Origin of the sequence: Lactonifactor longoviformis (assembly GCF_042848515.1) — a bacterium.
Taxonomy (GTDB): Bacteria; Bacillota; Clostridia; order Lachnospirales; family Lachnospiraceae; genus Lactonifactor; species Lactonifactor longoviformis.
On sequence record NZ_AP031453.1, the window covers coordinates 3142452 to 3155207 of the forward strand.

General features: G+C 49.3%; 12 protein-coding genes and 1 riboswitch. Of the genes, 3 read left to right on the forward strand and 9 right to left on the reverse strand.

Annotated features, from left to right (window positions below; translation table 11 throughout):
- Positions 1 to 207: 207 nt before the first annotated feature.
- The 3 genes from ACGHCT_RS14385 to ACGHCT_RS14395 all read right to left on the reverse strand — a co-directional run bounded on the left by ACGHCT_RS14385 (position 208) and on the right by ACGHCT_RS14395 (position 3509).
- A complete protein-coding gene (locus ACGHCT_RS14385; RefSeq protein WP_390436495.1) occupies positions 208 to 2082 on the reverse strand; it encodes a polysaccharide biosynthesis protein in 1875 nt (624 codons plus the stop codon).
- 63 nt (positions 2083 to 2145) lie between these two features.
- On the reverse strand, positions 2146 to 2370 hold the full coding sequence (locus ACGHCT_RS14390; protein WP_390436497.1) for a hypothetical protein: 225 nt from the start codon (positions 2368 to 2370) through the stop codon (positions 2146 to 2148).
- Between the two features lie 152 nt (positions 2371 to 2522).
- Positions 2523 to 2608: riboswitch (cyclic di-GMP riboswitch) on the reverse strand.
- Positions 2609 to 2906: 298 nt separating this feature from the next.
- Entirely contained in the window at positions 2907 to 3509 is a 603-nt protein-coding gene (locus ACGHCT_RS14395; RefSeq protein WP_072852102.1) for a recombinase family protein, read from the reverse strand.
- Positions 3510 to 3751: 242 nt separating this feature from the next.
- On the opposite strand from ACGHCT_RS14395, the gene xdhA reads away from it, so the two are divergent.
- Genes xdhA through xdhC form a run of 3 tightly spaced genes read left to right on the forward strand, consistent with a single transcriptional unit; the run spans position 3752 to position 7417 of the window.
- Positions 3752 to 6028: a xanthine dehydrogenase subunit XdhA gene (gene xdhA, locus ACGHCT_RS14400; protein ID WP_390436499.1), complete on the forward strand. Its 2277-nt coding sequence runs from the start codon at positions 3752 to 3754 to the stop codon at positions 6026 to 6028.
- A 15-nt stretch (positions 6029 to 6043) separates the two neighbouring features.
- Entirely contained in the window at positions 6044 to 6919 is an 876-nt protein-coding gene (gene xdhB / locus ACGHCT_RS14405) for a xanthine dehydrogenase subunit XdhB (protein WP_390436501.1), read from the forward strand.
- A 3-nt stretch (positions 6920 to 6922) separates the two neighbouring features.
- Positions 6923 to 7417, forward strand: a complete 495-nt coding sequence (gene xdhC / locus ACGHCT_RS14410; RefSeq protein WP_072852108.1) for a xanthine dehydrogenase subunit XdhC — start codon at positions 6923 to 6925, stop codon at positions 7415 to 7417.
- Positions 7418 to 7514: 97 nt separating this feature from the next.
- Here xdhC and ACGHCT_RS14415 read toward each other — a convergent pair whose 3' ends face one another.
- The 6 genes from ACGHCT_RS14415 to ACGHCT_RS14440 all read right to left on the reverse strand — a co-directional run bounded on the left by ACGHCT_RS14415 (position 7515) and on the right by ACGHCT_RS14440 (position 12753).
- On the reverse strand, positions 7515 to 7952 hold the full coding sequence (locus tag ACGHCT_RS14415; protein WP_390436503.1) for a GNAT family N-acetyltransferase: 438 nt from the start codon (positions 7950 to 7952) through the stop codon (positions 7515 to 7517).
- Positions 7939 to 9888 carry a diguanylate cyclase gene (locus ACGHCT_RS14420; RefSeq protein ID WP_390436505.1) on the reverse strand — a complete coding sequence of 650 codons (1950 nt, stop codon included), beginning with the start codon at positions 9886 to 9888 and terminating at the stop codon, positions 7939 to 7941. The genes ACGHCT_RS14415 and ACGHCT_RS14420 overlap by 14 nt, the downstream gene beginning before the upstream one ends.
- A gap of 168 nt (positions 9889 to 10056) precedes the next feature.
- The gene (locus ACGHCT_RS14425; RefSeq protein ID WP_390436507.1) at positions 10057 to 10812 is read right to left on the reverse strand and encodes an EFR1 family ferrodoxin; all 756 of its coding nucleotides are present in this window, start codon (positions 10810 to 10812) and stop codon (positions 10057 to 10059) included.
- Between the two features lie 15 nt (positions 10813 to 10827).
- Complete coding sequence (locus ACGHCT_RS14430; RefSeq protein ID WP_390436508.1) at positions 10828 to 11574, reverse strand: EFR1 family ferrodoxin; 747 nt, start codon at positions 11572 to 11574, stop codon at positions 10828 to 10830.
- 17 nt (positions 11575 to 11591) lie between these two features.
- Positions 11592 to 11948 carry a helix-turn-helix transcriptional regulator gene (locus ACGHCT_RS14435; RefSeq protein ID WP_072852117.1) on the reverse strand — a complete coding sequence of 119 codons (357 nt, stop codon included), beginning with the start codon at positions 11946 to 11948 and terminating at the stop codon, positions 11592 to 11594.
- 115 nt (positions 11949 to 12063) lie between these two features.
- The gene (locus tag ACGHCT_RS14440) at positions 12064 to 12753 is read right to left on the reverse strand and encodes an ABC transporter ATP-binding protein (RefSeq protein WP_072852119.1); all 690 of its coding nucleotides are present in this window, start codon (positions 12751 to 12753) and stop codon (positions 12064 to 12066) included.
- Between the last annotated feature and the right edge of the window lie 3 nt (positions 12754 to 12756).

Genomic DNA, 12756 nt, shown 5'->3' on the forward strand with positions numbered 1-12756 from the left:
TGTTATAGTATCATATTACAATTTATCAATCACCCCTGATATAATTGTCCCCTTTAACATCTAAGACTTCAGTGACAATTCACTTATCTCTAAAAATTCATAAAAGAATCATCTCTTCTGCCTGCAGCATATGCACTGTTTCATCATAACACTAACTTTATAAACTGCAAAGTTATTCTTAACCCTAGCTAAAGGCATTTCCCTTAATTATTCCCCCTCAGGATGATACGTCGGAACTATCTCCGCCACAATCTCCTTCATCTCCCCGCTCTCCCTAAAACTAGCCTCATCCAACTGCCGCAGCTTCTTCTTAAACCATTCGTCATCCATCTCAATAGGCTTCCCTATATGTATCAGCTCATTCTCGGTCTCCTGCAGTCCTTCTTCTTCCATCAGAAGCTCTTCGTATAGCTTCTCACCAGGTCTCAGCCCTGTATAAACTACAGGGATATCCACGTCCGGTACATACCCGGACAGCCGAATCAGGTTCCTTGCCATATCATCAATCTTCACCGGTTCACCCATATCCAGGATAAAAATCTCGCCGCCCTTGGCGTAGTAGCTGACCTGCAGCACCAGGGACACTGCCTCCGGAATGGTCATGAAATACCGGATCACTCTCTTATCCGTCACCGTCACCGGCCCTCCGGCCGCAATCTGCTTTTTAAACAGCGGGATCACACTGCCGTTGCTCCCCAGCACATTTCCAAACCGAACTGCCACAAAATCTGTATTGGAGTATTGCCGGTTCATCATCTGCACCACCATCTCACACAGCCGCTTGGAAGCCCCCATGATATTGGTGGGATTCACCGCTTTATCTGTAGAGATAAGGACAAATTTCTTTACCCCTGCCCGGCAGGCTGCCACCGCTGTTTTGTAGGTGCCCAGAACATTGTTTTTTATAGCCTCATTCGGGCTGTCCTCCATGAGAGGCACATGCTTGTGGGCCGCTGCATGGAATACGATATCCGGCCGATAGGTATTCATGACCCAGTTCAGCCGGTTCGTGTTTCTAACGGTTCCAATCAGGGCAACCAGATTCAGCTCCTCCTTGGGGTACGTCCTTAAAAGTTCCTGCTGAATATCATACGCATTGTTCTCATAGATGTCAAATAAAATGAGCTGCTTCGGCTTTGCCTTGGCAATCTGCCTGCAGAGCTCGCTGCCGATAGAACCGCCGCCTCCGGTAACCAAGACCACCTTACCGCCGATGGCATGGAGAATTTCCTCATTATTTACCTTCACCTGTTCTCTCCCAAGAAGGTCTTCCACTTCCACGTCTCTTAGCTGGCTGACCTTTACCTCCCCCTTCACCAACTGGTAGATACCCGGGAGAGTCTGGAGCTTGCACCCTGTATGCTTGCATATATCAAGGATCTCTTTTCTGTCCTTCGCGGTCGCTGCCGGTATTGCCAGGATAATGCTGGTAATGTGATACTCCTTCACCATATCCGGAATATCATCTCTGCCCCCAACAATAGGAATTCCCTCTAGCAAACGTCCCTTCTTGGAAGGATTGTCGTCAATCAGGCAGCATACTTTCGAGTTCAGACGCCTGCTGTTGAATAATTCCTTTAACAGCATCTGCCCGGCGGAACCTGCCCCGATAATCATAATCCGATCCCTTATGCCAGGACCATCCTGCTGGCTCCGGCTGGTATACAGCCTTAAGAGTCTGTAGGAAAACCGGATTCCGGTTGTCAGACACATGCAGATAATATATCCCATGAAATAGTAGGATCTCGGCATATGCAGATGCATAAACAGCATACCAAAGATTTGAACCGGCATTAGAATCATGTATGCTGCAATGATCCTTCTCACCTCTGCGACACTTGCCAGACGCCAGATGCTGTGATACAGACGGCAGGCATAGAATACCACCACCGTCGAAATCACCCAAAAGGGCATAGACCAGAGATACCCCTCAAGGTACAGTCTGGGTATTTTAGAAAATATAAAGTCAAACCGCATAAACAGCGCCAGCATATACGATGCCAGAACTGCCAGTATATCCATGAATACAATCACGAGGGCTCTCTGTACCCATACGTTATCTTTACTATTGTTATCACTCATAATCCCGCCTCTAATATTAATCTCACGAAAAACCGGCGATGTTTCGACACACCGCCAGTTTTCCTATACCTTCTCTTTGATTTTATTTCGTCTTACATATACAAGAATACCCACTACACCTGCAATCCCGGCTGCTAAAATAGCCATACCGGGATCTACTGCCGTACTGCCTGGTGCAGCTGCCTGATGACTCACTTCACTATTTCTGGCAAATATAACCAGAACAGAAGCCCAGGTTAAACAGCCAATACTTCCTAATACTGCCGTTGTTTTTAAGATCCATTTCATACCTTCACCTTCTCCTCCGTGATAACCCTATATAATTCTGTTAACTCTTTCCTTTCATTTTGCGCACAAAAAAAGAGCTTATGATTCGCATTTTTCTATAAGCTCTCTCACGATATCTTTTGTAAGACAATTTTTTAAGTGATGCCATGATATTGTGCAACTGGCTGCCATACTCTTTGTAAGCTTAGGCCCTCTAGCTTTGCGCCACCAGCTTTCGCTGGTTTTGCCGGAGCTGTATCTTTTGCATTTCTGCTTTTCTATTAATCAGCAGTTTTTCCTAGTGTACTTTGAAATACTTGCATTTTTATTAAATCTAGTATAATATATTAATAGTTATTTAGCAAGAAGTGATACGAAATTCTTTGTTCTTGCAGAGTACATTAGTGTACACATTAAAATACTTGATTTTTTTCGTTTATTTGTTATAATAAATTTAGCTATTTTAGCAATATTTGTCGCATTTTGCAGAGTACAGAGTAGTGTACATATATAATCTTATATGTACTCTTTTTTTATTTTCTGCTTTTTTCGCCTGTTTATAGTTGAAGCTGCTTAACTTTCTTAAAGAAATAGCTTCTGCTTATGTCTAATTCTTCCAATGCCTCCTCGCAGGTTATTTCTTTTTTTCTCCATTTTTTTACAATGTCTGCAAATCCTTCCGGTATTGGTTTTTCGGCTCTTCCGAACCGGACGCCCCGCCGTTTGGCTTCCGCGATGCCCTCGGCCTGGCGCTGGCGGATGTTTTCCCGCTCTGTCTGGGCCACATATGACAGGATCTGGAGGACCAGGTCTGCGATGAACACCCCGGTTAGATCATTTCCTCTTGTCCGAGTGTCCAGAAGGGGCATATCCAGCACCAGTACATTTGCCCTCTTTTCTTTTGTGAGAATCCGCCACTGCTCCAGGATTTCATCGTAATTTCTTCCCAGACGGTCGATGCTTTTTACCAGCAGCAGATCTCCCGGCTTTATGCGGCGCATGAGCCTTCTGTAAGCCGGCCGGTTAAAGTCTTTGCCGCTTTGTTTGTCAATAAAGAGCTGATTCGGCGGGATGTGATACTCCTTCAGGGACGCCAGCTGCCGCGCCTCGTTCTGATCCTTTGATGATACCCTGATATAGCCAAATACTGTTTCTGACATAAAAAACCTCCTTATTACCATGCAATTTATTCCTTATTATATTTCTTTCATAAATTCCTGAAAAATATGCGGATAAACAGGGAAGGCCATATAAGATTCTTTCGCAAATAGTTTACCATGTACAGATAACAATTTTTTTGTATTTATCAAAATATTTTTGCCAATTCTATTTGGAACTCTCTCTCCAGTATGGTATAATACCCCTAAGCAATGATTTATTTATAAGAAAGGAAGGGATGTATATGACCATCGGAACGAGTATCCCCCGTGTGGACGCCTATGAAAAAGTCACCGGCAGAGCACAGTTTACGGACGATATGATTTTGGATAAATGTCTGGTCGCCAAAGTGTACCACGCTTCTATTGCAAATGGCCGTGTAGTATCCATTGACACCAGCAAAGCGGAGGCCCTGGAAGGGGTAGTGAAGGTAGTTACCTTCCGGGATGTGCCTGACACGAAGTTCCCTACCCCCGGCCATCCCTGGTCCGTGGAGCCGGCCCATCAGGATGTGGCTGACCGGAGTCTTCTCACAGACCGGGTCCGCTATTACGGGGACGATATTGCAGCCGTTATTGCGGAGGATGAGGTAGCTGCTTCCAGGGCCTTAAAGCTCATTGAAGTTGAATATGAAGAGTATCCTCCTGTCACGGACCCCCTCACTGCCATGAAAGGCACCACGCCTCCGGTGCACGAGGAAAAGCCGGATAATATTCTGGCACAGAGCAATTATGAGCTGGGAAAGGTAGACGAGGCGCTGGAAGCTTCTGATGTCATTGTACGCGGAACCTACGACACTCCCATCATACAGCACTGCCATATAGAGAATCCTGTTTCCTACGCATATATGGACAAAGGACGGATCGTGGTAGTGACCTCCACCCAGATTCCTCATATTATAAAGCGGGTCATCGGCCAGGCTCTGGGGATTCCCTGGGGGAAGGTGCGGGTAATCAAGCCTTACATCGGCGGGGGCTTTGGAAATAAGCAGGATGTGCTCTACGAACCCCTGAATGCCTTTCTCACCACCCAGGTGGGGGGACGGACCGTAAAGCTGGAGCTTACCCGGGAGGAAACCTTCTGCAACACCAGAACCCGCCATTCCATCCACTATGACCTTGTTATGGGGGTTCGTAAGGACGGCCGGATTCTGGCCAAGGATATGACCGCCGTCTCCAACCAGGGGGCGTATGCCTCCCACGGCCATGCCATTGTGGCAAACGGAGCTACCGCCTGGAGGCATATGTATGAGGTAGAGAATGTGCGCGCTTCTGCCTATACGGTGTACACCAACTGCCCGGTGGGCGGCGCTATGCGCGCGTACGGCATTCCCCAGTTTGCCTTTGCAGGGGAATGCTTTATGGACGATGCGGCTTACAAGCTGCAGATGGACCCCCTGGAATTCCGTAAAATGAATGTGTACAAAGGGTTCTTTGCCGATCCCTTCCTCACCCCCATTGCAGCTAATACGAATCACGTAGTGGACTGTATGGAGAAAGGCGCAAACTATATTCACTGGAAAGAAAAGAGAGCGGCCTATGCCCGCCAGACCGGCCCCGTCCGCCGGGGCGTGGGGATGGCAATCTTCAGCTATAAAACCGGCGTATGGCCGATTTCCCTGGAAATCTCCGGTGCCCGGCTGGTGCTGAACCAGGACGGCAGTGTGCAGCTGATGGTGGGCGCCACAGAGATCGGCCAGGGCGCGGATACTGTATTTACCCAGATGGCAGCGGAGACCCTGGGCCTTGACCCTGCTGATGTACATATCCAGACCAATCAGGATACGGACGTGACGCCCTTTGACACAGGGGCCTACGCTTCCCGCCAGTCCTATGTCACCGGGAATGCGGTAAAGCAGTGCGCCCTTCAGCTGAAGGAAAAGATTCTGGCCTATGCCAGAACACTCCTTAACGATACTGACCGGGAACTGACGCTGGACCGGAAGATGATTTATATGGATGGGGAAGAGGCTATTTCTCTGGAGGAAGTGGCTATGGAGAGCTATTACAGTCTTACGAACTCTTCCGCTATCACCGCAGAGGTATCTCTGCAGACAAAAGACAACGCCCTCTCCTTCGGCGCCTGCTTTGTGGAGGTGGAGGTGGATATGAAGCTGGGTAAGGTGAAGGTTCTGGATATTATCCAGGTTCACGACAGCGGCACGCTTTTAAATCCCCAGCTTGCTACGATGCAGGTTCACGGCGGAATGTCCATGGGGCTGGGCTACGGACTGTCGGAGCAGATGCTCATAGATCCCAAGACCGGCCGGGTGTTAAACGGCACCCTTCTGGACTACAAGCTTCAGACGGCTCTGGACGCACCGGATCTGGCCGTGGAGTTTGTGGAGGAGCCGGATCCCACCGGACCTTACGGGAATAAAGCCCTGGGCGAGCCTCCGGCTATTCCCACAGCTCCAGCCATCCGCAATGCGGTGCTCCACGCCACAGGGGTTGCTGTTAATTCGAATCCTCTGACACCCCAGAAACTCATTGATGCCTTTGACCAGGCAGGATTACTATAGAAGGAGGGAAAGGCCATGTATGATATTACAGGCTATTATGAAGCAAATACCATCGATGAAGCCGCTGCCCTTCTGGCAGAACACCCCGGCGCCAGGATTATCTGCGGGGGGAGTGATGTGCTGATCAAAACCAGGGAGGGAAAGATGGCCGGCTGTGAGCTGGTATCCATACGGAAGATACCCGAGCTGTACGGTGTGGTTCTCACAGAGGACAAAGATATCCGCATCGGCGCGGCCACTACCTTCAGCCATATTACCGGGGATCCTGTGATACAGAAATACATTCCCGTATTGGGGGAGGCCGTGGACCAGGTAGGCGGTCCCCAGGTGCGCAACATCGGAACCATCGGAGGGAATCTCTGCAACGGAGCGGTGAGCGCGGACAGCGCTCCCACGGCCTGTTCCCTTGAGGTGCTTCTGGAGATCGCAAGCCCCAGAGGTACACGGACCGCTTCCATTCAGGACTTTTACTTAGGTCCCGGCCGTGTGGATCTGAAGCAGGATGAGATTCTGACCCATATTGTGGTTCCCAGATCCCATTACGAGGGTTACAGCGGATACTATATTAAGTATTCCATGCGAAATGCCATGGATATTGCCACCTTAAGCTGCTCTGTCCTCTGCAGGGTAGAGCCTATGACCCGGGTGCTGGAGGATGTGAAGATTACCTTCGGTGTGGCCGCACCGGTTCCCCTCCGGTGCAGAGCGGCTGAGGAAAAGCTGAAAGGGCGCGTTGTGGGAGAAGACCTGTATCAGCTGGCAGAGGATGCGGTGCGTGAGGAAATCAATCCCAGGGATTCCTGGAGGGCTTCGAAGAAGTTCCGCCTTCAGATCGGCGGGGAGATTGCCCGCCGGGCTCTGGAAAAAGCAGTCAAGAGACAGGAGGGCTAGATCATGGATAAACAGATGCAGCTGGTACGATGTACCGTGAACGGAAAAGAAATCGCTGAGTATGTAGATGTGAGGGAATCTCTGCTGGATATGCTGAGAAACCGGCTGGGGCTTACTTCTGTGAAGAAGGGCTGTGAAGTGGGGGAATGCGGCGCCTGTACCGTTATCATCGACGGGGAAACCATTGATTCCTGTATTTACCTGGCAGTGTGGGCCGACGGCAAAAACATACGAACCCTGGAGGGGCTTGTGGGACCGGACGGAGAGCTCACCCGAATCCAGGAGGCGTTTATCGAGGAAGGGGCTATCCAGTGCGGTTTCTGTACCCCGGGCTTTGTGATGTCTGCCACAGTTCTCCTGGAACGCGGGGAGAAGCTGACCCGGGAAGCCATCAAAAAGCACATGGCAGGAAATCTCTGCCGTTGCACCGGATACCAGAATATTGTGAATGCAGTGGAGAAGGTGATGGAGGAGAATCTGGACGGAACCTGCCCGTAAGTGTTCAAAATAAGGAGGAATCCCGCCGCATACGACGGCCGGATTCCTCCTTTTGTGATTCTCCCTGTTGATTTGGGGTACTTTACGGAATAAATAGTCAGTCCAATTTCATGTATAAAAGCGGATAAGGGTTTCCCTGCTCGTCATTCTCCGTTCTTTTATAGACCTGAAAGCCCATGTGTTCATAAAACCCTTTCGCCAGCGGATTTTGCTCATTTACGGCTAATTCATTGATGGAATAAGTTTTTATTCCGTATTGAACCAACCTTTTCCCAAATCCTTTTCCTCTTGCTTCACTGGAAATAAACAGCATTTCAAGTTTTTGTCCATCAATCCCCATAAAAGCAATAGGATATTCCGCTTCCAGAACAATCAAATGAGGAATCTCGTTCAATGCTTGCGGAACATAGTCTTTAATTTTCTCTATTTCGCGGTCTGATAAAAACAGATGTGTTGCCCGAACAGACCTTTCCCATATTTCTAAGAGCTGTTGTATCAGTAATGGGGTTCGTTCTGTGACTTCAATTATCTTCATATTGTCCTCCTGCAATGCCGCGGTATAAGGTAAAACTCCCTCTACCTCTTTTTTTAGTCTCATACAGCGCCGCATCGGCTTTCTGGTAAAGCGTGTCAAAATGAATACCGTCCCTGGGTGAGAAGGCAACGCCGATACTGGCGGACATATGCCACCGGTTGTTCCCGTCCACATAATCCCGGTCCAGCAGCATGTTCAGTTCCCGGGCTTTTTTTGCTGCCCACGCAACGTCCGAAACCGGAAGAAAAGCGGCAAATTCATCCCCGCCGATGCGTCCAAGCAAATCCCCCCGGCGGAAGTTTTCCCGCAGAATGCCGGTAAAACTGCAGATCACCTTGTCTCCAAATGCGTGGCCGAAAAAGTCATTGGCATCCTTGAAATGATCGATGTCAAATATAAAGAAAGCCGACAGGCGCTCCGGAGCTTCCTCCAGCCTTTTCTCTACCAGTTTCTGGGTTGCGGCTTTGTTGAGAAGTCCTGTCATCTCATCCGTTCGCGCCAGCTCCAGCATACGCTGCTCCTGCTTTTTCTCGGCGTCGATGTTTTGACGGTAGACCAGCATATGAAGTGATCCGTCGCTCTCTGAAAGGATCAGCCGGGCAGTGATGCGCATCCAGTAATAGTTCACACTGTCATTGGAAATCATAAAGTCATAGCTTAAAGATTCTCTGCCCTGCCTGAAACCTTCCAGTACATTTTGCGGGGAAAAGGTCTTCAGATAGCCCTGACGAAACTCCGGCATAATCTGTTTTTCTGCGATGATGGACAGCGCTTTGTCGTAGGGTGTTCCGGCAGGCGCACCCAGACTCTCGAAATACCGTTCCGTAACCTGATTGGCCGGGCGGTTGTGGGTGACATCCAGCTCATAAATATCTTCAAACAGCTGATTTGTGGCTTTTTCAAACATACTTTTCCGTTCCTGCTCACAGGCACGTTCCAGGACCACTATTTTTCTGTTGAAGCTTTGTATCACGCGGGTAATAATAAATAAAATTACAGCGATAATAACAATAATGACGACTACAGCAATGGTCATCTGCCGGTTCAGCGTACGTATCAGTTCACTGGTATCCCGTTCAACCACCAGATGCCAGCCGATTTCAGGCAGATAACGGGATACTATATAGTCCCGTTTCCGGCCCGCAGGGTTCAGATCCCAGAAGCTGATCGCTGAGTCATCATCCTTCCAGTTCAGAATATCTTCCTTTGCATCTTGCCGGCCAGACGTATCAAAAAGGTTGACAGGATCATACCCGGTGTGCTCTACGGAAAGTTCGATCACGCCCTCCTCGTCGATAAAGTAAGGGGTAAGCCTGAAGTTATCCTGATATTTCTGCAATATGCTCTGCAGCTGATCGATACGGACTCCCACGCCCACTACGCCTAAAAGCTTGCCGGCACCATCCTTGATTTTGCAGTTGACAAACAGCGTAATTGCATTTTCCGCGTTGGCTACCTCATCGTTATCCACATTCATGGCGTACTCCGCGTCTGAGGGCAGCAGTACGTCGTAATACCACTTATTTTCCGGGTCGTCCGGTTCCAATACCCGATCCAGACCGTTAAAATTATAATAACGGGCAGTGGCTGCTGATACCAGGAATACAGAGTCATATCCGTATTTTTTTTGATAGGCCTGCAGATATTCCTGCAGCACCTCTATATAATCCGGATCCTCCAGACGCCCGGACTCCTGGAGAAGAATATCTTTCAGCAGACTGTCATTGGCCATAGTCTGAGAGACGTTCACAGGCTTGGATAAGATGTTGTTCATCTGGTGATAGATGCCCTCTGAGGTCAGCTGGGAAACCTGCTCAATGCTTTCCAGGGAAGCGCTGTAGTTTAATCGGTAGCTGAACACAGCGGTCAGTAGAAATCCTGCCGCTATGACCAGGCAGACCATCAGATTCGTTTTCAGTAAAATACGGTTTTTCATGATAGATCAAACCCTCTTTCTCTGTATCAGGGTGCAAAAGGGGACGTGTTCTTTCTGGAAAGAACACGTCCCCTTTTGCACCCTGCCCTGTCCCTTTTTGCTCTCTCACTATCATATCATTAATGAATCTATTTATACAATAGCTTTTTGGGAAATGGAGCATGCCTGTTATTTGCCGGGATATACGTACTGCCCATGTTTCTTTGATTTTTCTCCATACTGGATGGAAAACCTGGGACACCGGTGCAGGCACCCCAGACACATGACACACTTCTCCCTGGTCCACACAGGGGTTCCTTCTTTCAGGGTAATGGCATCTGCCGGACATTTCTTTTCGCATAGGCCGCAGCCGATGCAGCTGTCCTCCACCCGGAAGTTGGCTGTCCTGCGCTTTGTATCGTAAGTCTTATAGTAGATCTTGGATGCAAAATCTGGAATTCTGTGACGCATATAGTTCCCCGCGGCCCGCCGGCTGATTTTATCTGCCGCCTGCCGTATCTCTTCTTCTGCTTTTTCGTTGATTCTTCTCACCTTTTCAGGATCTGACAAATCAAAGACAGGCGTCCAGGAATCCGGCATTTTTACTGAATAGTATGCAGCAAAGGAATGACCTTTTGATTCCAGGTATTCATTTGCCCGCTTTCCCGACTGGCCTGTGGTGGTTCCGTAGGTGGTCACAAAGTAGAAATACGTATTGTCCCCCGCCTCCACCTTCCATTTTTCCAGGAATTCCATTACGATGACCGGCAGCCCCCAGCAATATGTGGGGGATATGATGCCAACCCGTTCTTCCCCGGATACCTGAAAGGCAAATTGGTTCTCTTTCACACACTCTGTGATATCTTTCAGCGTTTCACCCGTTTTCGTTCCAATGACTTCTGCCGCATGCTTTGAATTACCAGTTGCCGAAAAATAAAAGATCAATTCTCACTCCTCCTTTTACCGGGGACACTGGTAGCGCACTTTATGCACGCTCTTTGTCCCATATTCAATGGCTTCTGCCGGACATTTACAGATGCAGGCCATGCAGTGGGTACAGGAATTCCCCCACACAGGTTTTTTATCTTTCAGGGAGATATTGTTGAGAGGGCACTCTCTGACACACCGGCCGCAGCCTGTGCAGGTATCCTCTGCCCTGAATTTTTTTGCCTTCACGATCAGGGGATAAAATGCATCATTTACAAGGGAACTGTCTATTCTGTCCTTTACTGTAATCGTCTTCCGGGGAAACGGCGCTCCTTTTCGGATGATATCTGCTGCCGCCAGGATGGAGGGCTCAGCCCGTTCTATGATGCGCTTTGCTTCCTCTTCTTTTGGGGCTTCATAGAGGGCAATATAGTTTTCCGGCATAACGATCTCCGCAGCTCCCAGATACCTCCATTTTTTCTGTTCACAAAGCCGGCGCAGGTATTTGCCGGCATTTCCGATGCTGCCCCCGCAGCTCATAACGAAATAGGCACTAGGATTCCCGGTAAATGGGGTCCTGCGGATCCACTCCTCAGCCACCCTGGGGATTCTCCATGCATATGTGGGCACTACAAACACCAGGCTGTTCTCAGAGTGAATTTCGGAGATATCTTTCTTCCGGATGCGTTCGTTCATGGAGAGAATGCTGTCTCCTGTGATCCCGGCAATCTTTTTGGCAATGTATGCGCTGTTTCCTGTTCCTGAAAAATATAGTATCATATGGTACACGCCTCCTCTTATTCTTCCCCGCTTCTGTCGGGCACTGATTTCATAATTGCCCTGATATGGGCACACAGCTCCATGATCTTTCCGATTTCATTGTCACAGGGATCCAGATAGTAATAGATGCAGGTCCCTTCTTTTCTGGATTTTACCACGCCGGCGTCTTTTAGTATCTGCATATGGTGGGAAACTGCCGGCCTGGACAGATTGGTCTTCTCCGCAATATCAATCACTCTGCTGCCGCTGCAGTCGCATTCCAGCATAATGCACAGCAGGTGCTGTCTGTTGCTGTCTCCCAAAGCTGTCAGAAGCTTTTGGCAGCTGATGAATTCCTGCTGCAGTGTCTTTATGTCGTCTGTCTTATGTTCCATATTCGGCCCCTTTCTGTTTAAGTGTTTAAACAGTCGTATTATAACACACTTTTTTTCTGTTGGATCATCGGTAAAGAATTTCGAGACGGAAGGGAAGCGCAGGGGCCGGTCTGTGCTATTCTTTCAGCTTTCCGTCCCGGACGGTAATAATTCTGCTGCTGCTTTTGGCTGCTTCCGGGGAATGGGTGACCATGATAATCGTCTGTCCCCTCTCCCGGTTAATCTCTTCCAGCAGGGACATGATCTCTGCCCCGGTCCGGCTGTCCAGGTTTCCGGTGGGTTCGTCCGCAAAGAGGATCTCCGGTCTGCTCATTAGCGCCCGGGCGATGGCCACCCGCTGCTGCTGTCCTCCGGACAGTTCTCTGGGAGTGTGCTTCCGCCTCTGGGTAAGCCCCACAAGCTCCAGCATCTGGGCAAGCCGGCCGCTGTAATCCTGGGCCCGCTTCCCGTCCAGAAGCAGAGGCAGCATAATATTCTCCTCCGCGTTCAGGTTGGGAATCAGGTTGTAGAACTGGAATACAAATCCTATTTTCTGCCGGCGCATCCTGCTCATAGTTTCATCGGACAGGCCTGAGAGATCCGTGCCGTTTATGCTGACATTCCCCTCTGTCGGTCTGTCCAGCCCTCCCAGGATATAGAGGAGCGTACTCTTTCCGGAACCGGATTCCCCCATAATGGAGACAAATTCTCCCCGGCAGACCTTCAGGGTGATGCCGTCCAGCACTCTGACCCCCTCCCCGCCCACGGTGTATTCTTTTACAATATTTCTGCACGCAACGGCTGTCTTTTCTTCAGATACTCTCATCTT